We start from the raw sequence: 26219 nt of genomic DNA on the forward strand, positions 1-26219 counted from the left end.
GACCGCTGGGACCTCGACGAACGAGCGGGCGAGGAGGACGAGTTCGACTTCGACAACGCCAGCGACGAGGAGCTCTTCCAGCTGGTCGAGCGCAACTCCGACACCCACTGATCCGACCGACCCCCGTCCCACCGAACACCGTGACGCGAGAGGCAGCGATGTCCAACGACCAGAAGCTCAGGGACTACCTGAAGCGCGCCCTGGCCGACGCCCAGAAGGCCAACCGGCGGCTCCAGGAAGTGGAGCACGCCAAGCGCGAGCCGATCGCGATCATCGGCATGGCCTGCCGGCTGCCCGGCGGCGTCGACTCGCCCGAGGACCTCTGGCGGCTCGTCACCGAGGGCCGGGACGCCGTCGGCCCCTTCCCCGCCGACCGCGGCTGGGACCTGGAGGCGCTCTACTCGCCCGACCCCGACAACCCCGGCACCTCGTACACCCGGCACGGCGGATTCCTCGACACCACCGCCGACTTCGACGCCGAGTTCTTCGGCATCTCGCCGCGCGAGGCGCTGGCCACCGACCCGCAGCACCGGCTGCTGCTGGAGACCGCCTGGCAGGCCTTCGAGCGGGCCGGGATCGACCCCGGCACGCTGCGCGGCAGCCGGACCGCCGTGTTCGCCGGCATCGCGGGCAGCGACTACACCCCGCGCCTGCACGACGCGCCCGGCGAACTGGAGGGCTACCTCGGCATCGGCGGTCTGGACAGCGTGGCCTCGGGCCGGATCTCGTACACCTTCGGGTTCGAGGGCCCGGCGGTGACGGTCGACACCGCGTGCTCCTCCTCGCTGGTCGCGCTGCACCTGGCGGCGCAGTCGCTGCGCAGCGGGGAGAGCGACCTTGCGCTGGCCGGCGGGGTCAGCGTGATGGCCACCGCCCAGGGGTTCGTGGAGTTCGCCCGCCAGCGCGGCCTGTCCGCGGACGGCCGCTGCAAGGCGTTCGCGGCCGCGGCGGACGGCACCGGCTGGGCGGAGGGGGTGGGTCTGCTGCTGGTCGAGCGGCTCTCCGACGCGCGGCGCAACGGGCACCGGGTGCTGGCGGTGCTGCGTGGCAGCGCGGTCAACCAGGACGGCGCGTCCAACGGCCTCACCGCGCCGAACGGCCCCGCCCAGCAGCGGGTGATCCGGCAGGCCCTGGCCGGCGCCCGGCTCGCCCCGGCCGACGTGCACGCCGTCGAGGCGCACGGCACCGGCACCCGGCTGGGCGACCCGATCGAGGCGCAGGCGCTGCTCGCCACGTACGGGCAGGACCGCGAGCAGCCGCTGCTGCTCGGCTCGCTGAAGTCCAACATCGGGCACACCCAGGCCGCGGCCGGGGTGGCGGGCGTGATCAAGTCGGTGCTGGCCATCCGGCACGGCGTCCTGCCGCGCACCCTGCACGCCGAGGAGCCCACCCCGTACGTCGACTGGACCGCCGGATCGGTCGAGCTGCTCACCGAGCAGCGCGACTGGCCGGCCGTCGACGGCCCGCGCCGGGTCGGGGTGTCGGCCTTCGGTGCGAGCGGCACCAACGCGCACGTGATCATCGAGCAGGCGGAGGACGAGGACCGGGCCGAAGTCCCTTCCCCCGCACCGCCGCTGGTTCCCTTCGTGGTGTCGGCCCGCTCGGAGCAGGCGCTGCGCGCCCAGGCCGAGCAGATCGCCGACCTGGCGGCCGGCGCCGACCCGGTGGCCGTCGCCCGCGCCCTGGTCACCACCCGGGCCGCGCTGGAGGAGCGGGCCGTCGTCCTCGGCGACCCGAGCGGCCTGCGGGCCCTGGACCGCCCGGACGTGGTCACCGGCTCCACCCTCGGCTCCGGCCGGCTCGCCCTGCTCTTCTCCGGTCAGGGGAGTCAGCGGGTGGGGATGGGGCGGGAGTTGTACGGGGCGTTCCCGGTGTTCGCGTCCGCGTTCGACGCGGTGGTGGAGGCGTTGGGCCTGCCGGTGGCGGAGGTGATCGCCTCGGGGGAGGGGTTGGACGAGACGGGGTGGACGCAGCCCGCGCTGTTCGCGGTGGAGGTGGCGCTGTTCCGGTTGTTCGAGTCGTGGGGGGTGCGGCCGGACCTGGTGGCGGGGCACTCGATCGGTGAGCTGGCGGCGGCGCACGTGGCGGGGGTGTTCTCGTTGGAGGACGCGGCCCGGCTGGTCGCCGCTCGGGCGGGGCTGATGCAGGCGCTGCCGGCGGGCGGGGCGATGGCCGCCGTCCAGGCCGCCGAGGACGAGGTGCTGCCGCTGCTGACCGGCGCGGTGGGCATCGCGGCCGTCAACGGCCCGCGCTCGGTGGTGGTCTCGGGCGAGGAGGCGGCCGTGGAGGCGGTCGCCGCGCACTTCGAGCAGGAGGGCCGCAGGACCACCCGGCTGCGGGTCTCGCACGCCTTCCACTCGCCGCTGCTCGACCCGATGCTGGAGGAGTTCCGCGCGGTCGCCGAGAGCATCGCCTACCGGGCGCCCACCCTCCCGGTGGTCTCGAACGTGACCGGCCGGGTCGCCACCGCGGCCGAGCTGACCGACCCGGCGTACTGGGTGCGCCAGGTCCGCGAGCCAGTCCGGTTCGCCGACGGCGTACGGGAGTTGGCCGCCGAGGGAGTCACCGCCTTCGTCGAGCTCGGCCCCGACGGCACGCTCAGCGGCCTGGTCGAGCAGGCGCTGGACGCACCGGTGACGGCCGCCGCGCTGCGCCGCGACCGGGACGAGGTGCGCAGCGCGCTCACCGCGCTCGCGCGGATCCACGTCCACGGCCACCGCGTCGACTGGACCGCCGTCCTCGGCGCCGACGGATCGCCCGCCGACCTGGTCCTGCCCACCTACCCGTTCCAGCGCCGCCGCTACTGGCTGGACTCCGCCCCGCGTGCCACCAGCGCCGCCGGCCTCGGCCTCAACGACGCCGACCACCCGCTGCTCGCCGCGGTCACCCGGCTGCCCGACAGCGGCGGGGCGCTGCTCACCGGCAGCCTCTCGCTCGCCACCCACCCGTGGCTCGCCGACCACGCCGTCCAGGGCACCGTGATCGTCCCCGGCACGGCGCTGATCGAGCTGGCGGTCCGGGCCGGCGACGAGGTCGGCGCGCCCGTCCTGGACGAACTGGTCGTCGAGGCCCCGCTGGTGCTGCCCGACCGCGGCGCGGTGCACGTCCAGGTCGCCGTCGAGGAGCCGGACGGCGGCGCCCGTACCGTCACCGTGCACTCCCGGCCCGCCGGGACCGGCCAGGAGTGGACCCGCAACGCCTCCGGCGTCCTGCTGGAGGGCCCGGCCCTGCCCGGTGAGCCGCTCACCGCCTGGCCCCCGCCCGGCGCGCGCGCCCTGCCGGTCGACGGCGTCTACGAGGAGCTCGCCGCCGCCGGACTCGCGTACGGGCCGGCCTTCCAGGGCCTGCGCGCCGCCTGGCGGGACGGCGACACCTTCTACGCCGAGGTGGAACTGCCCGCCGAGCAGCGGGAGCAGGCCGGCCGGTTCGGGCTGCACCCGGCCCTGCTGGACGCCGCCGTCCACGTCACCGCCCACCACGGGCTCGGCGACACCCCGCCCGGCCACAGCCGGCTGCCGTTCGCCTACACCGGCGTGCGGCTGCACGCGGCCGGCGCCGGCGCCCTGCGGGTGCGCCTGCGCTACACCGAGCCGGAGGCGATCGCGGTCGACGTCGCGGACGGCTCCGGCGCGCCGGTCGCCTCCGTGGCCGCGCTGCGGGCCCGGATCGTCGCCGCCGCCCAGCTCGCCCCGGCGGGCGGCCGGGACCGCGACGCGCTGTTCGAGGCCGCCTGGCCGACCGTCGACCTGCCGGCCGGGACGGGCGCGGCGTTCGACCAACTGCCGGTCTCCGCCGGGCCGGACGTCCTCACCGAGGTGCTCGCCTCGGTGCAGGCCTGGCTCGCCGACGAGTCGGCGGCGGCCCCGCAGCTGGTGGTGCTGACCCGCGACGCGGTCGCGGTGGACGGCGGCTCCCCGGACCTCGCGGTCGCGGCGGTCTGGGGCCTGCTGCGCTCCGCGCAGTCCGAGCACCCCGGCCGGATCGTCCTGGTCGACACCGACGGCGACCCCGCCTCCGAGCGCGCCCTCGCCGCCGCCGTCGCCACCGGCGAACCCCAACTCGCCCTCAGGGAGGGCGTGGCACGGGTGCCGCGGCTGATCCGGGCGGCCCCGGCGGGGCAGGACGACACCGCGTCGCCGGCCGGCTGGAACGCCGACCCCGACGGCACGGTGCTGATCACCGGCGGCACCGGCGTGCTCGGTGCGCTGCTGGCCCGGCACCTGGTCGCCGAGCGCGGGGTGCGGCACCTGCTGCTGCTCTCCCGCAGCGGCCCGGACGCGCCCGGCGCCGCCGAGCTGACCGCCGACCTGGAGGCGGCCGGCGCACGGGTGACCGTCACCGCCGTGGACGCCGCCGACCGGGACGCGCTGCACGCCGCGATCGACGCCGTCCCGGCCGAGCACCCGCTGACCGCCGTGGTGCACACCGCCGGAGTGGTCGACGACGGCGTCTTCACCGCCCTCACCCCCGAGCGGCTGGCCGCGGTGTGGAACCCGAAGGCCGAGGCGGCCCGCCACCTGCACGAACTGACCCGGGGCCACGACCTGGCCGCGTTCGTGCTGTACTCCTCCGTCGCCGCCGCGCTCGGCGGCCCCGGCCAGGGCAGCTACGCGGCCGCCAACACCTACCTGGACGCGCTCGCCGCGCACCGCCGGGCGATCGGCCTGCCCGCGCTCTCGCTGGCCTGGGGGCCGTGGGAACCGGCCAGCGCGGTGACGGCGCACCTGAGCGACGCGGACCGGCGGCGCGCCGCCCGCGCGGGCCTGCGGCCGATCACCGCCGAGCGCGGCGCGGAGCTGTTCGACGCGGCCGCAGGGCGCGCCGAGGCCGCCCTGGTCCTCGCCCCGCTCGACCTGCCGGCGCTGCGCGCCCGGGCCGCCGACCTGCCCGTGCTGCTGCGCTCGCTGGTCCCGGCCGTCCGGCGCCCGGCGGCCCGGGCCGGCGAGCCGGGCACCCCGGGCGCGGCCCTGGCCGAGCTGGCCGGCCTCGGACCGGAGGAGCGCAGGGCCGCCCTGCTGGAGCTGGTCCGCACCGAGGTCGCGGCGGTGCTCGGCAGCGAGCCGCAGGCGGTCGCGCCGGCCCGCCCGTTCAACGACCTGGGGCTGGACTCGCTGACCGCCGTCGAGCTGCGCAACCGGCTGACCGCGGCCACCGGCCTGCGGCTGGCGCCCACCGTCACCTTCGACAAGCCGGACCCGACCCGGCTCGCCGAGCACCTGGCCGAGCTGATCGGCGACGTCCCGGCGCAGCCCGCCGCGGCCGGCGCCCCCGACGGGGACGACCCGCGGCACCCGCTGTCCACGCTGTACCGCCGGCTCGCCGCGCAGGGCAGCTTCGGCGAGGCGTCCGCGCTGATCGGGGTGGCCTCCCACCTGCGGACCCGGTTCCCCGTCGAGGACCGGGCGAAGCACGCCCTGAAGCCGCTGCAGCTGGCCTCCGGCGACGGGGAGCTCGCGGTGGTGGCGTTCCCGGCGCTGAGCGCGATCTCCGGCCCGCACGAGTACGCCCGCCTGGCCCACGCCTTCCAGGGCGAGCGGGACGTGTTCGTGCTGCCCTCGCCCGGCTGGACGCCGGAGGACCACCTCCCGGACAGCCTGGACACCTTCCTGACCCTGCACACCGAGGCCGTCCTCGACCTGGTCGGCACCGAACGGCCGCTGGTGATCGTCGGCCGCTCGATGGGCGGCGCCGTCGCGCACGCCGTCACCGAGCGGCTGGAGGCGCTCGGCCGCCCGGTCGCCGGCCTGGTGCTGGTCGACTCGTACCCGATCGAGAGCGCCGTGCGCGAGGGCATGGGGGAGTGGTGGCTGACCGCCATGCTCGGCGGGATGCTCGACCGGATCGACCGGTACGACATGGTGTGGAGCGACGCCAGCCTCACCGCGATGGGCGGCTACAACAACGTGTTCGCCGGCTGGCGGGCCGGCCCGGTGGACGCCCCGGTGCTGGCGCTGCGCGCCGACACCCCGCTGCGCGGCACGGTCGTCGACCCGAGCGGCGCGCACGACTGGCGGGCGTACTGGCCGGTGCCGCACGAGGTGCGGGACATCCCCGGCGACCACTTCACCGTGCTGGAGCAGCACACCCCGACGACGGCGCAGGCCGTCCGCGAATGGATCGAGACGAAGGAGCAGGCATGGGCGACCCGGTAGTCCTGGTGACCGGAGCGGCATCGGGCATCGGCGAGGCGGTGGCCCGGCTGTTCGCCGAACGCGGCCACCGGGTGGTGGCGGTGGACGTCGACAAGGCGGGCCTGGAGGCACTCGCCGAGCTGGACGGGGTGGAGACGCTGGCCGGCGACGTGGCCGAGGAGGCCACCAACGCCGAGGCGGTCGAGCTGGCCCTGCACCGCTTCGGCCGGCTGGACACCGCCGTGCTGAACGCCGGCATCGGCGGCGGCGGGCCGCTGGAGGCGCCCGGCGCGCTGGAGCGCCTGGACCGGCTGTACGCGGTGAACGTGCGCGGCATCGTGGCGGGCCTGCGCGCCGCCGTGCCGGCGCTGCGGGCGTCCGGCGGCGGATCGGTGGTCGCCACCTCCTCGGTCTCCGGCCTGCGCGGCGACCCCGGCACCTGGGCGTACAACGCCACCAAGGCGGCGGTGATCAACCTGGTGCGGGGCGTGGCGATCGACTACGCCGCCGAGAACATCCGGGTGAACGCCATCGCCCCCGGCGGCACCGCCACCGCGATGACCGCCGCCCAGATCGCCGACCCCGGCTTCTCCGCCTTCATCACCCGCCGGATCCCCGCCCAGCGCTGGGCCGACCCGCGCGAACAGGCCGAGGTGGTGTGGTTCCTGGCCTCGCCCGCGGCCTCCTACGTGACCGGGGTGACCGTCCCGGTCGACGGCGGGCTGAGCGCCAACGGCGGCATCCTGCTGCCCCCGCAGAGCACGTCCTGACCCCCTTCCGTACACCCAACCCGACGAAGAGAGACGAGACATGAGCATCGAGGCGAACAAGGCCCTGGTGGAGCGCTACTACCACGAGCTGGTCAGCGGGCAGCGGGTCGACCTGATCGAGGAGCTGATCGCCGAGGACGCCGCCGACGAGACCCGGGTCGGACCGGGCGGCAGCGGCACCCGGGAGGACTTCCGCGAGCACCTGCGCTGGCTGTGGGAGAACGTCCAGGACGTCAAGGCCACCGTCGAGGACCTGGTCGCCGAGGACGACCGGGTGATCGCCTTCTGGCGGATCGAGGGCGTCCACGTCGGCCCGGTCTTCGGCGTCCCCGCCACCGGCCGGCCGTTCACCGGCTACAGCATCAGCACGCTGACCGTCCAAGACGGCAAGGTCACCCGCTACAACGTGCTGCCCGACCGGCTCGGCATCATCCAGCAGCTCGTTCCCGCCGTCGTCTGACCCACCCCTTGCCCCAGGACCCGGCCGGTCGCCACCGGCCGGGTCCGACCCACGCCAGGAGGCCCCCGTGTCCACCGAGTTGAGCCCGACCGACGCCGAGCAGCTGCGCCAGCTGCTGGCCCGCTTCTCGCACGCCTTCGACAACGCCGACGACGAGGCGCTCGGCACCGTCTTCGCGCCGGACGGCGTCATCGAACTCGCCCGCACCGGCGCCGTGTTCACCGGCCTGGCGGAGATCCGCGCGTTCGCGAAGGAGCTCGGCGCCGAATCGCCCGACCACCAGACCCTGGACTCGGTGCTCACCCCCGACCCCGACGGCACCGTCAGCGGCCGCAGCCGCTACCTGGTGCTGCTCGCCGACGGCGCCGTGCACAACGGCGAGTACCACGACCGGTACGTGCGCACCCCCGACGGCTGGCGGATCGCCCACCGCCGCTCCGTGCCGCGCTACCCGCTGGCCCGCAGGCACTGACAGCAGGGGTGCGCTAGGGGTCGGCTAGGGGTGCCCGGGCCGCGGCGGCGCGGCTAGTTTTCCGGCATCAGCCCAGCTCAACCCCCTTCCTTCGCAACGGAGTCACCAGCATGCCCAGAACCGGGCCCCGTCCCCTCCCGCTGCTCGCCGCCCTCTCCGCGGGAACGCTCCTCCTGACCGCCTGCGGCTCGGGCGGGACGGGCCCGGCGGCGGACAGCGCGTCGGCCACGCCCGTCCAGGGCGGCTCGCTCACCTACGCCACCGACGTCGAGCCGATCTCCTTCGACATCCACGTCAGCCAGCAGGACATCACCGGCGCGATCCAGCGCAACGTCTTCGACTCGCTGGTCCACCAGGACGCCAAGGGCGAGTTCCAGCCCTGGCTGGCCACCAAGTGGGAGATCGGCCCCGACCTGAAGAGCTACACCTTCACGCTGCGCGACGGCGTCAAGTTCACCGACGGCACGCCGTTCGACGCCGAGGCCGTGAAGCTCAACTTCGACCGGATCGTCGCCAAGGAGACCAAGTCCCAGTACGCGGCCAGCCTGCTCGGCCCGTACACCGGCACCCAGGTGGTCGACCCGCACACCGTCAAGGTGACCTTCAGCGAGCCGTTCGCGCCGTTCCTGCAGGCCGCCTCCACCGCCTACCTCGGCTTCTACTCGCCGAAGGCGATCAAGGAGAACGGCGCCAAGCTGGGCGCCGGCGGCCCCGCCGACGTCGGCACCGGCCCGTTCGTCTTCACCGCGTACACCAAGGGCCAGAGCGCCCAGTTCAGCCGCAACCCCGACTACAACTGGGCGCCGGCCGACGCCGCCCACCAGGGCCCGGCCTACCTCGACAAGCTGACCATCCGCTTCCTGACCGAGGACTCGGTCCGCCTCGGCGCCCTCACCAGCGGCCAGGTCCAGGTCGCCGAGCCGATCCCGCCGGCCAGCGTCAAGACCGTCCAGGGCGACCCGAAGATCAAGCTGCTGAGCACCGACGCGCCCGGCGCCAACTACGCGCTGGTCCTCAACACCAGCAAGGCGCCGCTCGACGACCCGAACGTCCGCAAGGCCGTCCAGCGCGGCATCGACCTCGACACCGACGTCAAGAGCGTCTACTTCGGCGTCTACAAGCGCGCCTGGAGCCCGATCTCCCCGACCACCCCGGACTACGACAAGTCCCTCGAGAACTCCTGGCCCCACGACAAGGCCGCGGCCGAGAAGGCCCTCGACGCGGCCGGCTGGACCACCCGCGACGACGCCGGCTACCGCACCAAGAACGGCCAGCGGCTCACCCTCGAATGGCCGCTGCCGCCGGCCGAGTTCGTCCGCGAGCAGCGCGAGACCCTCGGCCAGGCGATCCAGGCCGACCTGAAGAAGATCGGCATCGAGGTCACCCGGCCCCGGCTCGACATCGGCACCTACATCAAGAACGTGTACGGCGGCCAGGAGCACATCGCCGACTACAGCTGGGCCCGCTTCGACCCGGACGTGCTGCGGCTGTACTTCAACAGCGCCAGCCAGCCCGCCAAGGGCGGCCAGAACGCCACCTTCTACAAGGACGCCCAGCTCGACGAGTGGACCAACACCGGCAAGACCACCTTCGACAAGGTGGTCCGCAAGGACCTCTACACCAAGACCCAGCAGCGGGCCATCGACCTCGCGCTGATCGTCCCGCTGTACGTCCGCACCGCCGTGGTCGGCCAGTCCGCCCAGGTGCACGGCCTGACCGCCGACCCCAACACCTGGCTGAACTTCCACGACGCCTGGCTCGGTCAGTGACGTGAGCGCTTCCGACCCGACGGTCCCCGCCCTGCTGCGCGGGACGGCACGACGGCTGGCCGGCGCCCTCGCGGTGCTCCTCGGGGCCGCCACGGTCGCGTTCGCCGCGCTCCAGCTGATCCCCGGTGACCCGGTCACCGTGATGCTGGGCCCGGGCACCGCCGCCACCCCCGAGGTGAAGGCGCAGATCCGGGCCCAGTACGGGCTCGACCAGCCGGTCCTGGTGCAGTACCTGCACTACCTGGGCCGGCTGGCCACCGGAGACCTCGGCGAGTCGTACCAACTGCAGCGGCCGGTCGCCGACCTGATCGGCGACCAGCTCCTGCCGACCGTCCAACTCGCCCTCGCCGCCCTGGCCCTCGCCCTGGTGCTGGCCGTGCTCGCCGCCGTCGCCACCGCCGGGCGGCGCGGCCCGGCGCGCACCGCCGGCTCGCTCGCCGAACTGCTGGCCGTCTCCAGCCCCTCGTACTGGATCGGCATCCTGCTGCTCACCGCGTTCTCCTTCCAGCTGCGGATCTTCCCCGTCGCCGGCGACCAGGACCTCTCCGCCCTGGTGCTGCCCGCCGTCACCCTCGCCCTGCCGCTCACCGGCGTGCTCGCCCAGGTGCTCCGGGAGGGCCTGGAGACCGCGCTCGGGCAGCCCTTCGCCCTCACCGCCCGCTCCCGGGGCCTGGCCCCCGCCGCCGTCCTGCTGCGGCACGCCCTGCGGCACGCCGCCGCCTCCGCGGTCACCCTGACCGGCTGGCTCACCGGCTCGCTGCTCGGCGGCGCGGTGCTGGTGGAGAGCGTCTTCGGCCGGCCCGGCATCGGCGCGCTCAGCCTCCAGGGCACCACCAACAAGGACATGCCGCTGGTGGTCGGTCTGGTGCTGCTCTCCGCGCTGGTCTTCGTCGCCATCTCCACCCTCGTCGACCTGCTGTACCTCGCCATCGACCCCCGACTCAGGAGCCGGTGACCCATGGCCGAACCCCGCGCCGTCCTGCGTCCTCCCACCGCCCTGCGCCGTCTCGGCGCCCTGCGTCAGCCCACGATCCTGCGCACCGCCCGACGGCTCGGCGGGCGCCTCGGCCCCGCGCTCGCGGCCGTCCTGCTCGGCCTGCTGGTGCTCGCCGCCCTCGCCCCCGGCCTGATCGCCGGCGCCTCCCCGCTGGAGACCGACCCGGTCGCCGCGCTCACCCCGCCGGGCGGCGCCCACTGGTTCGGCACCGACCAGCTCGGCCGCGACCTGTTCGCCCGGGTCGTCCACGGCACCCGGCCGTCCCTGCTGCTGGGACTCGGCGCCACCGCGCTCTCGGTCGCGGGCGGCGCCGCCCTGGGCCTGGCCGCCGCGCTCGGCGGCCGGGCCGCCGACCAGGTGCTGATGCGGGCCGCCGACGTCCTGCTCGCCCTCCCGCCGATCCTGCTCGCGCTGCTCGCCGTCACCGTGCTCGGCACCGGCTCGGTCAACGTCATGATCGCCATCGCGATCGCCTTCGTCCCCGGCTACGCCCGGATCGTCCGCGCCGAGACCCTGGTGGTGCGGCGCTCCGGCTACGTCGAGGCCGCCGTCGTCCTCGGCGTGCCGCGACCGGTGCTGATCCTGCGGCACGTGCTGCCCAACGCGATCGGGCCGATGCTGGTGCTGGCCACCGTCGGCTTCGGCGCCGCCCTGATCGCCGCCTCGGGCCTGAGCTTCCTCGGACTCGGCCCGCAGCCGCCGTCCCCCGAGTGGGGCGCCATGCTCTCCCAGGGCCGCAGCTTCCTCGCCACCGCCTGGTGGATCGGCGTCTTCCCCGGCGCCGCGATCACCCTCACCGCGCTCACCGTCAACACCGTGGGGCGCCGCGCCCAGCGCCGCTACACCCGGAGGACCGCCGCATGACGCTGCTCGCCGTCGAGGGGCTGGACGTGCGCTTCGGCGCCGTCCACGCCGTCCGCGACGTCTCCCTCACCGTCGACCGCGGCGAGTGCCTCGCCGTGGTCGGCGAGTCCGGCTCCGGGAAGAGCGTCACCGCCCGCACCCTGGTCGGCCTCACCGGCCCCGGCTCCACCGTCACCGCCCGCGGCCTGCGCTTCGACGGCGAGGACCTCACCCGGCTGACCGACCCGCAGTGGCGCGCCGTCCGCGGCCGCCGGATCGGACTCGTCCTCCAGGACGCCCTCACCTCCCTCGACCCGCTGCGCACCGTCGGCGCCGAGGTCGCCGAACCGCTGCGGGTCCACCGGCTCGCCGCGCGCGCCGAACGCCCCGCCCGGGTCCGCGACCTGCTCACCGGTGCCGGCATCCCCGACCCCGAGCGGCGCGCCGCCCAGCACCCGCACCAGCTCTCCGGCGGCCTGCGCCAGCGCGCCCTGATCGCCTCCGCCCTGGCCGGCGAGCCCGACCTGCTGATCGCCGACGAGCCGACCACCGCCCTGGACGTCACCGTCCAGGCCCAGGTGCTCGACCTGCTCGACGGGCTCCGCCGCGAGGGCACCGCGCTGCTGCTGATCAGCCACGACCTGTCCGTGGTCGCCCGGCTCGCCGACCGGGTCGCGGTGATGTTCGGGGGCCGGATCGTCGAGACCGGCCCCACCGGGCAGTTGCTCGCCGAGCCCCGGCACCCGTACACCCGCGCCCTGCTCGCCGCCGTCCCCGGCGGCCGCACCCGCGGCCGGCGGCTCGCCGTCCCGCCCGTCGACGGGCCGGCACCCGGCCCCCACGGTTGCCCGTACGCGAGCCGCTGCCCCGCCGCCGACGCGGTCTGCCGCGAGGCCCTGCCGCCGTTCGACGGCCACGGGACGCGCTGCCGGCACCCGGCCACCGGCGCCGTTGCCCTGCAACCCGCCACGGGGGAGGGGCCCGCGGGCACCCCCGCCCGGAAGCCTGCCACGGCCCCGCTGCCGCGGCTGACGGTCCGTGAGGCCGCGCCGGGCGGGTCCGGTCCGGCCGACGGGCCCGCCGCCCGCGGGGCGAAGGCGGCCGCGGCCGTGCTGCTTCCGCCGACCGACGGGCCCCCGCAGGGCGTCCCCCTGGTCGAGGTCGACGGCGTCTCCAAGGCGTACGGCGGGCGGCCCGTGGTCCGCGAGGTGTCGCTGCGGCTGGCCGCCGGGGAGACGCTCGGACTGGTCGGCGAGTCCGGCTCCGGCAAGACCACGGTCTCCCGGATCGTCCTCGGCCTGGAGGAGCCCGACACCGGCGCCGTCCGGCTCGACGGGCAGCCGTGGAGCGGCCTGCCCGAACGCCGGCGCCGCGCCCTGCGCCCCCGGCTCCAGGCCGTCCAGCAGGACCCGCTCTCCTCCTTCGACCCGCGCTGGACCGTCGCCCGGGTGATCGGCGAGGCCCTCGCCCGCACCGGCGTCCCGCGCGGCCGCGCCCGCACCGCGCGCACCACCGAACTCCTCGACCAGGTCGGCCTGTCCGCCGCCCTGCTGGAGCGGCGCCCCACCGAGCTCTCCGGCGGCCAGCGCCAGCGCGTCGCCATCGCCCGGGCGCTCGCCCCCGCCCCGCGGATCCTGGTCTGCGACGAACCGGTCTCCGCGCTGGACGTCTCCGTCCAGGCCCAGATCCTCGACCTGCTCGACGACCTGCGCCGCGACACGGGCCTCGCGATGCTGTTCATCTCCCACGACCTCGGCGTGGTCCAGCACCTCGCCGACCGGGTCGCCGTCATGCAGGACGGCCGGCTGGTCGAGACCGGCGACGCCGACGAGCTGTTCGCCCGCCCCGCCGCCGACTACACCCGGCGCCTGCTCGCCGCCACCCCGCTGGGAGCGGACGCATGACCGGAGACCTGCTCGCCATCAGCGACCTGCACATCGGCTACGCCGAGAACCGCCGCATCGTCGAGGAACTGCGCCCCGGCGGCGCCGACGACTGGCTGATCGTCGCCGGCGACGTCGCCGAACGCTTCGACGACATCGAGTGGGCCCTGAAGACCCTGCGCGGCCGCTTCGCCGAGGTGGTCTGGGCGCCCGGCAACCACGAGCTGTGGACCCTGCCCGACGACCCCGTCCAGCTCCGCGGCGAGGCCCGCTACCGCGCCCTCGTCGAGCTCTGCCGCGGGCTCGGCGTGCACACCCCCGAGGACCCGTACCCCGTCTGGGACGGGCCCGGCGGCCCGGTCGCCGTCGCCCCGCTCTTCCTGCTGTACGACTACACCTTCCGCCCGCGCGGCACCGCCACCAAGGCCGAGGCGCTGGCCGCCGCGCACGCCGCCGGCGTGGTCTGCACCGACGAACTGCTGCTCCACCCCGACCCGTACCCCGACCGGGAGAGCTGGTGCCGGGCCCGGCTCGCCGAGACCGACCGCCGCCTCGCCGAGCGCCACCCCGCCCTGCCCACCGTCCTGGTCAACCACTTCCCGCTGCGCCGCGACCCCACCTACGTGCTGCGCCACCCCGAGTTCGCGCTGTGGTGCGGCACCGAGCACACCGCCGACTGGCACCTGCGGCACCGGGCCGCCGCCGTGGTCTACGGCCACCTGCACATCCCGCGCTCCACCGTCGCCGACGGCGTGCCGTTCGAGGAGGTCTCGCTCGGCTACCCGCGCGAGTGGACCCCGCGCGGCGGGCCGGCCGGGCCGCGCCGGATCCTCCCGAGGGGGCGGGCGTGATCGGCCTGATCCTGCCCGGTTCGGTCGCCTGGTCGGAGACCTTCGGCGCCGCCCGGGACACCGCGCTCTTCCCGCAGGAGGAGCGCCTGGCCGCCGAGATGGTGCCCGCCCGGCGCCGCGAGTTCGGCGCGGCCCGGGCCTGCGCCCGGCAGGCGCTCGGCCGGCTCGGCATGCCGCCCGTCCCGATCCTCCCCGGCCCGCGCGGCGAACCCGGCTGGCCGTCCGGGGTGCTCGGCAGCATGACGCACTGCGAGGGCTACCAGGCGGCGGCCGTCGCCCGCTCCGCCGACCTGCCGGTCCTCGGCATCGACGCCGAGCAGCACCGCCCGCTGCCGCGCGGCGTCCTGGCGGCCGTCTCGCTGCCGCAGGAGCGCGGCCGCCTGCACGTGCTGCGCCGCGGCCACCCCGGCATCTACTGGGACCGGGTGCTGTTCTCCACCAAGGAGAGCGTCTTCAAGGCCTGGTACCCGCTGACCCGCCGCCCGCTCGAGTTCGAGGAGGCCGACATCACCCTGACCCCGGACGGCACGTGGCGCGCCCGCCTCCGCCTGCCCGGCGACCCGGCCGCGGCCCGCCTCCCGCGCGGCTTCACCGGCCGCTGGCTGGTCGCCGACGGCCTCGTCCTCACCGTCAGCACCGACCTGGCCTGACCCGGCCCTCCGACCCGCTCCCGCCGGCCGACCGGAAGAGTACGCTCGGGCCCGTGACAGGGGCTCGGGGCGAGGGGCGGGTGGGCCGGATGGGGGAGCGGCGGCGGAGGGCGGCGGAGCGGCTGAGGCTGCGGCTGCTCGCGGAGATCAACGCGACCGTGCACGGCTCCGACCTGCACCTGGAGCGCTACGACCGGCCGGCCGGCGACCCGGGGCTGTTCGGCCCGGGCAGTGTGGTGTGGCGGGTCCACCAGCACCCGGCCGGGATGCTGGTCGGCGGGTTCGCCGCGCTGCTGCTGCAGTCGCTGCACCCGCTGGCGATGGCCGCGGTCGCCGAGCACTCCGACTACCGCAGCGACCCGACCGGCCGGCTGAACCGCACCGCCCGGTTCGTCTCCACCACCACGCTCGGCTCGACCGGCGCCGCCGAGCAGGCGATCGCCGCCGTCCGGCACATCCACACCCGGGTGCGGGGCACCGCGCCGGACGGCCGGCCGTACCGCGCGGACGACCCGGCGCTGCTCACCTGGGTGCACACCGCGGAGGTGGCCTGCTTCCTGATGGGCCACCAGGTGTTCTCGACGACGCCGCTGACCGCCGCCGAGAGCGACCGCTACCTGTCCGAGGTGGCCACCGTCGCCCGGCGGCTCGGCGCGGTCGAGGTGCCGGCCTCGCGGGCCGAGGTGGCGGCCTACCTGGCGCGGGTGCGGCCCGAGTTGGCCGCGGTACCGGCGGCGCTGGAGGTGGTGGCGCTGCTGCGCGGCTTCGGGCGGACCCGCCGGGAGCGGGCCGCGGTGCGGGTGCTGACCAACGGCGCGCTCGGCCTGCTGCCCGGCTGGGCGCGGGCCGAGCTCGGCGTGCGCCGGCCGTGGCCGGTGCGGCGGTTGGTGGACCGGCCGGTGGCGCGGGCGCTCGGCGCGGTGATGGTGTGGGCCTGCGGGCCGTCGGAGATCCGGGCGGCCGCGTACGCCCGGGCGACCGCCGGAATGTTCGGCGCCGACGTCGCCCTGGTGGACGGGGAGTGACGGCCGGTCAGTCGCCCGGGTTGAGGTAGCGGCGGCCCGCTATCTGCTCGAAGATCAGGTTGGTCCGGGTCTGGGCGACGGCGGGGTGGGTGGTGAGGTGGTCCACCACGAAGTCGCGCAGCGACTCCGGGCCGGAGACGCCGACGTGCAGCAGGTAGTCGTCCGAGCCGGCCATGTGGAAGACCGCGAGGACGCCCGGCAGGTCCGGCGCGGTGGAGCGGAAGCTCTCGTTCTGCTCCCGGGTGTGGGCGCGCAGCCGTACCGAGATCATCGCCTGCAGCGGCAGCCCGATCGCCGCCGGGTCCACCTCGGCCCGGAAGCCGCGGATCACCCCGCGCTCCTGCAGCGCCCGGACGCGGGTCAGGCAGGTCGAGGGGGCGATGCCGACCGCCTCGGCGAGCGCGTTGTTCGGCAGCCGGGCGTTCTCGGCGAGCGCGCGGATGATCGCCCGGTCGACGTCGTCGACGGGCGCGCGGCGGTGCTGCGGATTGTTCGGCACGACCCCCACGATGGCAGGCCTGTCCGACGATGTGCAAGGCTGCGCGCCGATTATCCGAACATCATTCGGGAGTACTTCCGCATCGTCGTCAAAAGTTCCATCCTGTCCGCCATGAGCCTGACCGCCGACCTCGCCGCCGCGCCCACCTGCGACCCGGGACCGGAGCTGGACGGCCGCGACTTCGCGCTGCCCGCCGCCGGCCTCGACGACTACGCCCGCCACCGCGCGCTGGACACCGTCGACGAGTACCTCACCCGCAAGCGCCGCCACCTGGTCGGCTACCAGGCCACCCAGGACATGCAGAGCTGCGCGCTCGAGCTGGCCCGGTTCATGCCGAACAACATCAACAACCTCGGCGACCCCTTCCAGTCCGGCGGCTACAAGCCGAACACCAAGGTGATCGAGCGCGCCGTCCTCGACTACTACGCGCGGCTGTGGAACGCCAAGGGCCCGCACGACCCCGCCGACCCCGAGTCGTACTGGGGCTACATGCTGTCCATGGGCTCCACCGAGGGCAACATGTACGCGCTGTGGAACGCCCGCGACTACCTCAGCGGCAAGGCGCTGATCACCCCGCCCGCGCCCCCGTACGACGCGCTGCGCTACGTGAACGCCGCCCCCGAGCAGGGCAACCCCCACGCGCACCGCCCGGTCGCCTTCTACTCCGAGGACACCCACTACTCCTTCGCCAAGGCCGTCCGGGTGCTCGCCGTCGAGACCTTCCACGCCGTCGGCCAGGAGCTCTACCCCGGGCAGTGCCCGCTCGCCGGCAGCGGCGGCGCCTGGCCCACCGAGGTGCCCTCCGCCGCCGGGCCCTCCGGCCACTCCTGGGACGGCCCCGGCTCGATCGACCTGGACGCGCTCACCGAACTGGTCGAGTTCTTCGCCGCCCACGGCCACCCGGTCTTCGTCAACCTCAACCTCGGCTCCACCTTCAAGGGCGCGCACGACGACGTCCGCGCCGTCGGCGAGCGGCTGCTGCCCGTCCTGGAGCGGCACGGCCTGGTCGAGCGCGAGGTCCAGTACGGCACCGACCCGCACACCGGCGAACCGCTGGTCGACCGGCGGCGCGGCTTCTGGATCCACGTCGACGGCGCCCTCGGCGCCGGCTACGTCCCGTTCGCGCGGATGGCCGACGCCGACCCCGAGCAGTACGGCTGGCGCCCCGAGGCCCCGCTGCCCGAGTTCGACTTCGGCATCCGCCTGCCCACCCGCGAGCACGGCGAGATCGACCTGGTCTCCTCGATCGCCATGAGCGGCCACAAGTGGCCCGGCGCGCCCTGGCCGTGCGGCATCTACATGACCAAGGTCAAGTACCAGATCTGCCCGCCCTCGCAGCCCGACTACATCGGCGCGCCGGACACCACCTTCGCCGGCTCCCGCAACGGCTTCTCGCCGCTGGTGCTGTGGGACCACCTCTCCCGGCACTCCTACCGCGACCAGGTCCAGCGGATCCGCACCGCGCAGGACCTCGCCGGGTACCTGGAGCTGCGGCTGCGCGACCTCGGGGCCGAGCTCGGCACCGACCTCTGGGCGGCCCGCACGCCCGGCGCCGTCACCGTGCGCTTCCGCAAGCCCAGCCCGGGGCTGGTGGCGAAGTGGTCGCTGTCCTCGCAGGACGTCCTGATGGTCCCCGGCGACGAGTCCAGCCGCCGCACCTACGTCCACGTCTTCGTGATGCCCTCGGTCGACCGCGCCAAGCTCGACGCCCTCCTCGCCGACCTCGCCGAGGACTACCGCCGCACCGCGGGCTGACGGCTCCGCCTCCGTGCGCCGGGGGGCGCGCGGAGGCGGAGGAAGCAGCCCGTCAGCCGTTGCGGGCGGCCTCCGGGCCGGTGATCCGCCGCAGCAGCGGCAGGGTGGAGGCGATGATGCCGAGCGCCGCGGCCAGCCCGGCGCCGACCAGCGCCCAGTAGCCCGCGCCGGGCGACATCAGGTCGTAGTGCATCTGCGAGCTCAGGAACAGCTCCGAGGCGGCGAAGGCGGTGCCGATCGCGACCACCGCGACCACCAGCAGCGGCATCGCGCTCTCCAGGGCGACCACGACCCGCAGCAGCCGCAGCGGCGCGCCGGTGAGCCGCAGGATGGCGAACGGCCGCATGCGGTCCGACAGCCCCGCGACCACGCTCACCGCCAGGCTGCAGCCGGCGACCGGCAGCGTGGTCAGCAGCACCACGTCGGCCAACTGCCGCCAGCCGGCCAGCTCCTGCTGCATCGCGGTGCCGAAGTCGCCGACGGTCCGGGCCGCCTGGTGCGGGTAGGCGGTGGTGAGCAGCGTCCGCACCCGCTCCATCGCCGCCGTCGAGCCGTCGGTCGCGACGTAGAGCGTCTGCACCGGCAGCCTCGCCACCGCGTCCGCGGTGATGCCGGCGGCCGGCCACTCCCGGCCCGGGTCGGAGCGCAGGCTGAAGAAGCCGAACGGGTCGACGGCCGCGACCTCCGCCCCGGCCGCGCAGTGCCCCACCATCGGGGTCCGGGCCAGGTCGGCGCAGGCGACCAGCACCGGCGGGTCCGGCCACGGGTCGGCGGCGTTCTTCCCGATGCCGTCCGGGTTGGCGTGCACCACGGCCGCGCCCCGCACGCCCGGCACCGCCGCGAGCCCGCCGAGCAGCGCCGGCTCCACGCCCGCGCCGATCGGACGCTCCCGGGGGTCGCTGACCTCCACCACCGTCCGGGTCAGCGGATCGCCGTCGAGGGCGGCGCGGTTGTGGTTCACCGTGCCGATGATGGACACCGTCGCCGTGGTCACGAACAGCGCCAGCACCAGTCCGCTCACCGCGCGGAACCCCGCCTTCGGGTCGTCCGCGAGCCGCCGCACCGCGATCAGCGTGGCCGGGCGGCCGGTCCGCCGGGCCACCGCGCGGGCGGTCACCATGGTGAGCCAGGGCCCGGCGACCACCAGGCCCAGCATCACCGTCAGGAAACCCGGGAGGTACGCCGCGGCCTGTCCGTTGCCGGTCGCCGGGCGGCGGTCCAGGAAGTACGCCAGCTCGGCCAGGCCCGCGAGCAGCGGGACCAGCCGCCAGGCCCCCGGCGGCTTCGGGGTGACCCGGCGGGCCACCCCGAGCGGCGAGACGGTGACCCGGCGCAGCGCGAGGCGGGCCGCGACCGCCGCCGCCACCGGCACGCCCACCAGGACGCCCAGCACCTGCCCGGCGCTCGGAGCCAGGTCGGAGAGGAAGAACCGCTGACCGGTGAGCGCGACGCCGGAGACCAGCGGGCGCAGCGCCGCGAACACGGCGAACCCGACCACCGTCCCGGCCGCCGCGGCCAGCGTGGACTCCACGGCCGAGACCAGCGACACCTGCCGCGGGGTGGCGCCGACCAGGCGCATGGCGGCGTAGCGCTGCTCACGGGTGGCGGCGGAGAGCCGGGTCGCGGTGCCGATGAAGACCAGCACCGGGAAGATCAGCGCGGCGGCGACCACGGAGAGGATCAGCGTCATCGCGTCCCCGCGCACCGTCCGGCTGAAGCAGGCCTCGTCGCACCGGGCCGGCCTGGCCGTGGCGATCGAGGTGACGCTCCGGGCCAGGGGGGCGCCCTCGACCTCGGCGGGCGTCCGGCCGACCACCGCGATCAGCGCGTCGGGGGAGGGCAGCGCCGCGTCGGCGATCGTGCCGGCGAGCCGGCCCGGGAAGCGGTCGCCCAGCCGGTCGGCCGGGGTGGAGCGGATCAGCTCGGCCAGGGCCGGCGAGGCGAAGTACTCGCCGGGCGCCGGCAGCCGGGTGAGACCGGGCGGCACCGGCGAGGACGGGCCGGTGGCGGCGACGTCCACCGCGGTGATCTCCCGGCCGGCGTAGTAGTCGCCGTGCGGCCGCCACCACAGCGGGTCGCCCGTCGCCGGATCGGCGCGGTCCGCGGCGCCGGTGTCGAGCCACACCTGCCGCTGGTTCGCACCCTCCACGGCGTTCATCGCGGAGAACGTGGACACCAGCAGCCCCACGCCGACGGCCACCGCGCCGGCGATCATCACCAGCCGACCCACCGCCTGCCGGCCGCCGCTCACCGCCAGGCGCAGCGCGAAGGCGATCACGAGGCGATCCGTCCGCTCGACAGGGAGCTCGCCCGGCCGTCGCGCACCACGGCCTCGCGGTCCGCGTACGCGGCGACCCGCGGCTCGTGCGTGACCAGCACCACCGTGGTGCCCTCCTCACGAGCCGCGGCCACCATCAGGTCCATCACCTGCTCGCCCGTCAGCGAGTCCAGCGCGCCGGTCGGCTCGTCCGCGAACAGCACCCGCGGACGGGCCACCAGGCCCCGGGCCAGCGCCACCCGCTGCGCCTGACCGCCTGAGAGCTCGCCGGAGCGCCGCCCCTCCAGCCCGTCGAGGCCCAGCCGGCCGAACCACGGACGGGCCTGCGCCAGCGCGGCCCGGCGGCGGGTGCCGGAGAGCAGCAGCGGCAGGGCGACGTTCTCCTCCGCGGTCAACTCGGGCACCAGCTGGCCGAACTGGAAGACGAAACCGAAGGCGTCCCGGCGCAGCGCCGAACGCTCGGCCTCCGCCATGGTGTCGATCCGCCGGCCGTCGAAGAGCACCTCGCCCGCGTCCGGGGTGAGGATGCCGGCCAGGCAGTGCAGCAGGGTGGACTTGCCCGAACCGCTCGGCCCCATGATCGCCAGCACCTCGCCGCCCTCCACCGCCAGGTCCGCCCCGCGCAGGGCCGGGGTCGCGCCGAACGAGAGCGTCAGTCCGCGGGCCTCCAGCAGCGCGCTCACGGGCGCACCTCCTCGGCGAGGGCGTCCAGCCGGGCCGTCGTCAGGTCGATCCACCGCAGGTCCGCCTCCAGGTGGAACAGGCCGTGGTCGGCGAGCAGCGCGTCCACCAGCGGGCCGGTGCGGCGCAGCTCGGTCAGCTCGCGCATCCGCCGCATGTGCGCGGCGCGCTGGGTGTCCAGGTAGCGCTCCGCGTCCCGGCCCAGCATCAGCGCGAGCACCACCTTGGTGAACAGCAGCGTCTGCAGGTTGGGCTCCGGCGCCACCGGCTCGGTCAGCCACGTCTCGAACTCCGTCGCCCCCGCGTCGGTGATGACGTACCGCTTCCGCTCCGGCCCGTCCCCGGCCTCCGCCTCGCCCGCCACCACCTTCCCGTCCCGCGCCAATCGTCCGAGCGTGGCGTACACCTGCCCGTACGGCAGCGGCTTGCCGCGCCCGAAGAAGGCGTCGTAGTCGCGCTTCAGGTCGTAGCCGTGGCTCGGCTCCCGCTCCAGCAGCCCCAACAGGGTCAAAGGAACACTCATGGGGCGACCATACATCACGGATATACTCTGAGTGTATAGCTGCAGTGAGTACCGCCCCGGCCCGCCGCCGCGGGCTCGGCGGTGACCGGCGGGGGTGTCCGCTTGGTACGGTGCAGGTCAACGTCGTGCAGCCCCCACCGGGCGCTGACCGGCGGCAACCACCTCCATGACGACTCCGACCCAGCTAAGGACACCGCCGTGCCCCTGGTCTCCGTGGTGATGCCGGTACACAACTCGGCCGCCACCCTCGGCGCTTCGGTGCGCTCCGTCCTCGCGCAGACCCACGCCGACGTGGAACTGCTCGTCACCGACGACGCGTCCAGCGACGGCTCCATGGACCTGCTGCAGGACCTGGCCCGCCAGGACGAGCGCGTCCGCCCGCAGGCCGCGCCCCAGCAGGGCGGCGCGGCCAAGGCCCGCAACCTCGCCCTGGCGCGGGCGCGGGGGGAGTACGTGGCCTTCCTGGACAGCGACGACATGTGGCTTCCGGAGAAGACGGAACGGCAGCTCGCGTTCGCCGCTGACGGCGACGCGCCGCTGACCTTCACCTCCTACTACAAGGTCGACGGCGACTACGTCGGCGAGGCCCGCGACTTCACGCCCAACGGGCGGGTGGTCGCGGCACGGGAGCGCGTGACCTACCGGGACATGCTGGTCCAGGACCACATCGGCGCCCTGACCGCGATGTACGACCGGTCCGCGCTCGGCACCCGGCTGATGCCGGACATGCCCAAGCGCCAGGACTACGCCCTGTGGCTGAGCATCATGCGGGACGGCCACCCCGCCCGGGGCCTGCGGGAACCCCTGGCGGTCTACCGGGCCGGCCGGGCCGGGTCGCTGTCCTCGAACAAGCTGTCGCTGGTCGAGCACAACTGGGCGCTGTACCGCCGGCACGAGCGACTGTCGCTGGTCCGCTCGACGCTGGCCCTGGCCGGAGCGACCGTGCACTCGGTCCGCAAGGCGCGCATCTAGGGCATGGCCCAGATCGTCGGCCCGGTGGGTGCACCGCTTTGACCCGAACGGCGGTGGGCCGGAGCGGGGATGGGCCCGGCGGCCGTTCTGGACTGCTCAGCCGCAAGGTCGTGGGCTGGTCGATCGCGCAATACGGGTCCAGGGCGCCCGTGACTGCGGCGACTCCCCGCCCACCTGCCGCAGGACCGCGTTCGTCCGGCTGACCCGCTACAACACCCGCCGCCCCGCCCCGCCCCGGCCGTCCGCTCCGCCGAACAGGTGTACACCCCTCCCTCCTTCGCGTGCGCTAAGCTCTGCGCGGCTTCGGGCCAGGGGGGAGACATGGAGCAAGAACCATCCAGAGTGGCGCAACACGGCAACGGGAAACGTGTGCTGGTGCTTGGCGTTCTCGGCGTGATGATGACGATGAACCTCGTGGCGACCGTCTTCGCGGCGCGCCAGCACTACCGTTACGCCGACGCCGAGAGGGTGCAGGCCACGGTGGTGAGAGCGGAGTACTGGGACACGGCGCGGGAAAAGTCCAAATTGATCGTGCTGACACTGGCCGACGGGCGGGAAGTGACCCCGCTCTCCGAATTCGGCGGGTACGAGCCGAGCCGACTGGAGCCGGGCGAGGTGCGGACGGTGTTGATCAATCCCCACCGCCCATCCGTCGTAGTGTTTCCGGAGCAGGTGGGCTGGTGGTCCGTGCTCGTGCCGTGGGGGCTCGTGACGGTTGGAGCGGCAGTCGTCGCAGTGGCGCTGCCGCTCTACACGAAATACGGCCACCACTTGCCGATGACGGCCTTGAGGCTGGCGCTTCAGTGGCGCCGAATGTAGGCGACCGATCGTGCCAACGGTCTCCGGAAACCGGTGTTGCCGGATCCAGACCCGCCGCACGTCTTCCACCTGCGGCAATCGCCGGAGCCGAGCCGGGGCGTCGGGCGTGAGGAGCCCGTGGAACAGGCGCCTGCCGTCCTCGCCGACCGTCAGCGCGTACTGCAGCACCGACACCGGCGCGAGACGGGCCGCGGACAGACCCCGGCGTCCGTCGGCGGGGATGCCACTCCTCGAAGCCGCCGTCCGTGAACAGCCCATCCAGATGGTCCCGCACCCACATCGCCGCCGTACCACGCGGATTACTCGCACGAGCCGTCCGCGCCGTCAGCATCAGTTCCACGGAGGGCCGCTGCGGGGTCGCTACCCGGTGGCCACAACCTGGCCGGCCGTGACCTGGGGAGGGTTGGGCAGCAGTGAGGCGAGGTTGTCCCGGACGAAGTCCGCCGCTCTCCGGACCGACTCCTCGGCCCCGGCCCGGTCCTCGAAGACGCTGGTGGAGACCATCACTCCGTTCCCGGCGTCGACCCAGTAGTAGGCCACGAATCCGGGAACCTGCCGTAGCAGCGGCACGAATCCGTCGTTCACTCGGCGTGCTGCCTCCGCAGGATCGGTCACCCCGTCGTACCGTCGCACTGCTGCGTACACGCTGCTCTCCTCACGGGTCCCGAGGCCATCTCGTGCGAGACGGCATACCCCTCACCGGCGTCTTCCGCTCGCGAGGCGGTCGGAAGGCACTCGGACAGCCGAATCGGTGATCCACGGCGGCCCGCGCCGGGCGCCGGGGACGGACCGAGGACCCACGGAGCTGCGGCCAGACCCGATTTCGCGGATCCCTCCCTCCTCCCTCGGGATGATCGTGCCGGTCGTGAGGTCCGGCCGACCCGGGGCTGAGTGCGCTCGTGCTACGGCGTGACGACGGCTCGTTGTGGTGCCTGCCGCGCGACGATGCCCCCTCGACCGGTGAACTCCAGCATTGAGGCGTTCATCGCCTTCAACCGTTTGAGGAGACCGCTGCTGAGGCCGATGCATACGAGAGTCCTGCGACGGTCCGGGCAGTGCATGCCTTTCGTGCTGCGGATGCGGGACCGCCGGGGCCTGACTACTGCGACGCCCGCAAGGCCGCCCCGCAGCCCCGGCATCCAGGTCGACCACGACCTCCTCATCCTCCCAGCGGCCCCGCGAGGAATTCGCGCGCGCCGCGGAGCCTGGTGCGGAGTCGGCCCTGGGTGGCGCGACTGTCGAGGCGGACGTCGAGCGGACCCGGGAGCGCGGTGTCCGCCCGCAGGCCGGTCGGGATGCGACGCGGGTCGAGCCCGTCGCGGCGGGCGACGAGGGTGCCGAGTTCGTGACGGCTCACGGCATCGGTGCCGGCCAGGTGGCGGAGGCCGGTCTCGTCGTTCGCGGCGAGCTCCAGGAGGGCGGCTGCCAGATCCCCGACGTGCACGGGGCACCGGATGTCGTCGGTGAACAGAGCCCCGCTGCGGCTCCCCGCCACCAGTTCGTGCACCGCCCGCACGTGCTCCGACCGCCCGTCGCCGATGATCAGCGAGGTGCGGGCGACGACGGCGCCCGGGTGGACGAGCCGCACGCCCGTCTCCGCGGCCGCCTTCGCCGCACCGTACGGGGTGAGCGGGTCAGGGAGGCTGGACTCGTCGTAGTGCACGCGGGCACCGGAGAACACCGCGTCGCTGGACACGTGCACCAGTCGGACGCGGTGCCGTTCCGCAGCCAGCGCCAGCCGGACCGGGCCCTCCGCCGTGACGCCCCAGTCGGATCCACCGCTCGTCGCGTTGACGACCACCTGCGGCTTCACCTCGGCCATGAGCACTTCGATGCCGGAGGCCCCCCGCAGGTCGAGCGCGCGCCACAGGGCCGCAGGACCGTCGCCGGGCGCGGTGGCGAACGTCGCGACCACCTCGCGCCCGCCCGACACCGCTCGGCGGACCAGCTCCGCGCCCATGAACCCGCTGCCTCCGACGATCAACACGGTCATGGCTCAGACCGTAGAGGTTCGGCCGGGCGGCTCGGCCTAGTGGAGGGGGAGGGCGAGGCCGGTGGCGGCCGGGGCGGGGGTGGCGAGGGCGCCGGCGATGTCGGCGGGGAGGGGCGTGAGGCCGAGGAGGGCGCCGGTGAGGTCGGCGGTGGTGCGGTGCCAGTCGGCGGCGCGGCGCATCAGGGTGTGGCCGCTGCCGACCACGCGGTAGCCGGCGACGTGGGCGCCCTCGCTGCGGGCGCGGGCGGCGAACAGGTCGGTGTCGGCGGGGGAGGTGACCCGGTCGCGGTCGCCGTGCAGCATCAGGACCCGGCGGCCCGCCAGGTGCTCCACCGGTTCGTCGCGCGGGCACCACGGCGCGAGTGCGACGACGCCGGTGACGCAGGGGTGGCCGCCGGCCCGCAGCGCGGCCCGCCCGCCCATGGAGTGGCCGATCAGGACGGTGGGTACGGGGCCGAGCTCCTCCGCGAGGTCGCCCAGTGCGGCGAGCGCGTCACGGGCGGCGTCGGCCCGGTCGCCGTTCCAGCCCTTGCAGCGGTAGCGCACCGTGCCGACGGCGATGTCGGCGTCGGCGGTGACCCGTTCCACGGACCGGGCGAAGCCGACCATCCGCAGGCCGGGGAGGTTGAGGAGCCCGGGGGCGTGCTCGCCGTACTCCTGGCCGCCGTGCAGCACCAGGACCGCCGCCCGGGGCGACGCCGGCCGGGTCCGCCACTGCAGTGCCCGGTGCGCTCCCGCTCTCGCGTTCATCCCGCTGTCACTCCCGTCCGCTGTCACTCCCGTCCGCCGAGGTTGTCACTGTACGCGGAGCGACCCCCGCCCCGGTGCCCGGCCGGCGAAGCGGGACG

General features: G+C 75.1%; 21 protein-coding genes. 14 read left to right on the forward strand and 7 right to left on the reverse strand.

Annotated features, from left to right (window positions below):
• Positions 1 to 140 precede the first annotated feature (140 nt).
• The 11 genes from ABEB06_RS36065 to ABEB06_RS36115 all read left to right on the forward strand — a co-directional run bounded on the left by ABEB06_RS36065 (position 141) and on the right by ABEB06_RS36115 (position 15851).
• Positions 141 to 6152, forward strand: coding sequence for an SDR family NAD(P)-dependent oxidoreductase (locus tag ABEB06_RS36065; RefSeq protein WP_425559737.1), 6012 nt, complete (start codon positions 141 to 143; stop codon positions 6150 to 6152).
• A complete protein-coding gene (locus ABEB06_RS36070; protein WP_345701152.1) occupies positions 6137 to 6901 on the forward strand; it encodes an SDR family NAD(P)-dependent oxidoreductase in 765 nt (254 codons plus the stop codon). Before ABEB06_RS36065 ends, ABEB06_RS36070 begins: the two co-directional genes overlap by 16 nt.
• 40 nt (positions 6902 to 6941) lie before the next feature.
• The gene (locus ABEB06_RS36075; RefSeq protein WP_345701153.1) at positions 6942 to 7361 is read left to right on the forward strand and encodes an ester cyclase; all 420 of its coding nucleotides are present in this window, start codon (positions 6942 to 6944) and stop codon (positions 7359 to 7361) included.
• Between the two features lie 67 nt (positions 7362 to 7428).
• The gene (locus tag ABEB06_RS36080) at positions 7429 to 7833 is read left to right on the forward strand and encodes a nuclear transport factor 2 family protein (protein ID WP_345701154.1); all 405 of its coding nucleotides are present in this window, start codon (positions 7429 to 7431) and stop codon (positions 7831 to 7833) included.
• Between the two features lie 110 nt (positions 7834 to 7943).
• A complete protein-coding gene (locus ABEB06_RS36085; RefSeq protein ID WP_345701155.1) occupies positions 7944 to 9602 on the forward strand; it encodes an ABC transporter substrate-binding protein in 1659 nt (552 codons plus the stop codon).
• A 1-nt stretch (position 9603) separates the two neighbouring features.
• A complete protein-coding gene (locus tag ABEB06_RS36090) occupies positions 9604 to 10557 on the forward strand; it encodes an ABC transporter permease (protein ID WP_345701156.1) in 954 nt (317 codons plus the stop codon).
• A 3-nt stretch (positions 10558 to 10560) separates the two neighbouring features.
• A complete protein-coding gene (locus ABEB06_RS36095) occupies positions 10561 to 11463 on the forward strand; it encodes an ABC transporter permease (protein WP_345701157.1) in 903 nt (300 codons plus the stop codon).
• Positions 11460 to 13346: a dipeptide ABC transporter ATP-binding protein gene (locus ABEB06_RS36100; protein WP_345701158.1), complete on the forward strand. Its 1887-nt coding sequence runs from the start codon at positions 11460 to 11462 to the stop codon at positions 13344 to 13346. Before ABEB06_RS36095 ends, ABEB06_RS36100 begins: the two co-directional genes overlap by 4 nt.
• On the forward strand, positions 13343 to 14176 hold the full coding sequence (locus tag ABEB06_RS36105; protein WP_345701159.1) for a metallophosphoesterase family protein: 834 nt from the start codon (positions 13343 to 13345) through the stop codon (positions 14174 to 14176). The genes ABEB06_RS36100 and ABEB06_RS36105 overlap by 4 nt, the downstream gene beginning before the upstream one ends.
• Positions 14173 to 14826 (forward strand): 4'-phosphopantetheinyl transferase family protein, encoded by a 654-nt coding sequence (locus ABEB06_RS36110; RefSeq protein ID WP_345701160.1) that lies wholly within the window; start codon positions 14173 to 14175, stop codon positions 14824 to 14826. The genes ABEB06_RS36105 and ABEB06_RS36110 overlap by 4 nt, the downstream gene beginning before the upstream one ends.
• A 53-nt stretch (positions 14827 to 14879) precedes the next feature.
• The gene (locus ABEB06_RS36115) at positions 14880 to 15851 is read left to right on the forward strand and encodes an oxygenase MpaB family protein (protein WP_345701161.1); all 972 of its coding nucleotides are present in this window, start codon (positions 14880 to 14882) and stop codon (positions 15849 to 15851) included.
• A 7-nt stretch (positions 15852 to 15858) separates the two neighbouring features.
• Here ABEB06_RS36115 and ABEB06_RS36120 read toward each other — a convergent pair whose 3' ends face one another.
• Positions 15859 to 16350, reverse strand: a complete 492-nt coding sequence (locus tag ABEB06_RS36120) for an Lrp/AsnC family transcriptional regulator (protein WP_345701162.1) — start codon at positions 16348 to 16350, stop codon at positions 15859 to 15861.
• Positions 16351 to 16461: 111 nt separating this feature from the next.
• Here ABEB06_RS36120 and ABEB06_RS36125 point away from each other — a divergent pair, with 111 nt between their 5' ends.
• A complete protein-coding gene (locus tag ABEB06_RS36125) occupies positions 16462 to 18105 on the forward strand; it encodes a PLP-dependent aminotransferase family protein (protein WP_345701163.1) in 1644 nt (547 codons plus the stop codon).
• A 52-nt stretch (positions 18106 to 18157) separates the two neighbouring features.
• Here ABEB06_RS36125 and ABEB06_RS36130 read toward each other — a convergent pair whose 3' ends face one another.
• The 3 genes from ABEB06_RS36130 to ABEB06_RS36140 are packed head-to-tail and all read right to left on the reverse strand — an operon-like array spanning position 18158 to position 21587.
• Positions 18158 to 20383 (reverse strand): FtsX-like permease family protein, encoded by a 2226-nt coding sequence (locus ABEB06_RS36130; protein ID WP_345701164.1) that lies wholly within the window; start codon positions 20381 to 20383, stop codon positions 18158 to 18160.
• Positions 20380 to 21066 (reverse strand): ABC transporter ATP-binding protein, encoded by a 687-nt coding sequence (locus tag ABEB06_RS36135; protein WP_345701165.1) that lies wholly within the window; start codon positions 21064 to 21066, stop codon positions 20380 to 20382. Before ABEB06_RS36135 ends, ABEB06_RS36130 begins: the two co-directional genes overlap by 4 nt.
• Positions 21063 to 21587, reverse strand: coding sequence for a PadR family transcriptional regulator (locus ABEB06_RS36140; protein WP_345701166.1), 525 nt, complete (start codon positions 21585 to 21587; stop codon positions 21063 to 21065). Before ABEB06_RS36140 ends, ABEB06_RS36135 begins: the two co-directional genes overlap by 4 nt.
• Positions 21588 to 21785: 198 nt before the next feature.
• Here ABEB06_RS36140 and ABEB06_RS36145 point away from each other — a divergent pair, with 198 nt between their 5' ends.
• A complete protein-coding gene (locus tag ABEB06_RS36145) occupies positions 21786 to 22559 on the forward strand; it encodes a glycosyltransferase family 2 protein (RefSeq protein ID WP_345701167.1) in 774 nt (257 codons plus the stop codon).
• Positions 22560 to 22880: 321 nt separating this feature from the next.
• The gene (locus tag ABEB06_RS36150) at positions 22881 to 23378 is read left to right on the forward strand and encodes a hypothetical protein (RefSeq protein ID WP_345701168.1); all 498 of its coding nucleotides are present in this window, start codon (positions 22881 to 22883) and stop codon (positions 23376 to 23378) included.
• Between the two features lie 360 nt (positions 23379 to 23738).
• Here the strand turns inward: ABEB06_RS36150 and ABEB06_RS36155 are convergent, their stop codons facing one another.
• From ABEB06_RS36155 to ABEB06_RS36165, 3 genes are all read right to left on the reverse strand, one after another.
• Entirely contained in the window at positions 23739 to 23963 is a 225-nt protein-coding gene (locus tag ABEB06_RS36155; protein WP_345701169.1) for a hypothetical protein, read from the reverse strand.
• Positions 23964 to 24537: 574 nt separating this feature from the next.
• The gene (locus ABEB06_RS36160) at positions 24538 to 25371 is read right to left on the reverse strand and encodes an SDR family oxidoreductase (protein WP_345701170.1); all 834 of its coding nucleotides are present in this window, start codon (positions 25369 to 25371) and stop codon (positions 24538 to 24540) included.
• A 36-nt stretch (positions 25372 to 25407) separates the two neighbouring features.
• Positions 25408 to 26121 carry an alpha/beta hydrolase gene (locus ABEB06_RS36165; protein ID WP_345701171.1) on the reverse strand — a complete coding sequence of 238 codons (714 nt, stop codon included), beginning with the start codon at positions 26119 to 26121 and terminating at the stop codon, positions 25408 to 25410.
• Between the last annotated feature and the right edge of the window lie 98 nt (positions 26122 to 26219).

This window comes from Kitasatospora terrestris (genome assembly GCF_039542905.1).
In the GTDB taxonomy this organism is placed as follows: Bacteria; Actinomycetota; Actinomycetes; order Streptomycetales; family Streptomycetaceae; genus Kitasatospora; species Kitasatospora terrestris.

What these genes read in the sequence shown, in the direction of transcription:
- ABEB06_RS36085 (WP_345701155.1), top strand. Translation starts at nt 7,944, where the DNA reads ATGCCCAGAACCGGGCCCCGTCCCCTCCCGCTGCTCGCCGCCCTCTCC.
- ABEB06_RS36160 (WP_345701170.1), bottom strand. Translation starts at nt 25,371, where the DNA reads ATGACCGTGTTGATCGTCGGAGGCAGCGGGTTCATGGGCGCGGAGCTG.
- ABEB06_RS36075 (WP_345701153.1), top strand. Translation starts at nt 6,942, where the DNA reads ATGAGCATCGAGGCGAACAAGGCCCTGGTGGAGCGCTACTACCACGAG.
- ABEB06_RS36100 (WP_345701158.1), top strand. Translation starts at nt 11,460, where the DNA reads ATGACGCTGCTCGCCGTCGAGGGGCTGGACGTGCGCTTCGGCGCCGTC.
- ABEB06_RS36095 (WP_345701157.1), top strand. Translation starts at nt 10,561, where the DNA reads ATGGCCGAACCCCGCGCCGTCCTGCGTCCTCCCACCGCCCTGCGCCGT.
- ABEB06_RS36070 (WP_345701152.1), top strand. Translation starts at nt 6,137, where the DNA reads ATGGGCGACCCGGTAGTCCTGGTGACCGGAGCGGCATCGGGCATCGGC.
- ABEB06_RS36105 (WP_345701159.1), top strand. Translation starts at nt 13,343, where the DNA reads ATGACCGGAGACCTGCTCGCCATCAGCGACCTGCACATCGGCTACGCC.
- ABEB06_RS36165 (WP_345701171.1), bottom strand. Translation starts at nt 26,121, where the DNA reads ATGAACGCGAGAGCGGGAGCGCACCGGGCACTGCAGTGGCGGACCCGG.
- ABEB06_RS36140 (WP_345701166.1), bottom strand. Translation starts at nt 21,587, where the DNA reads ATGAGTGTTCCTTTGACCCTGTTGGGGCTGCTGGAGCGGGAGCCGAGC.
- ABEB06_RS36150 (WP_345701168.1), top strand. Translation starts at nt 22,881, where the DNA reads ATGGAGCAAGAACCATCCAGAGTGGCGCAACACGGCAACGGGAAACGT.
- ABEB06_RS36125 (WP_345701163.1), top strand. Translation starts at nt 16,462, where the DNA reads ATGAGCCTGACCGCCGACCTCGCCGCCGCGCCCACCTGCGACCCGGGA.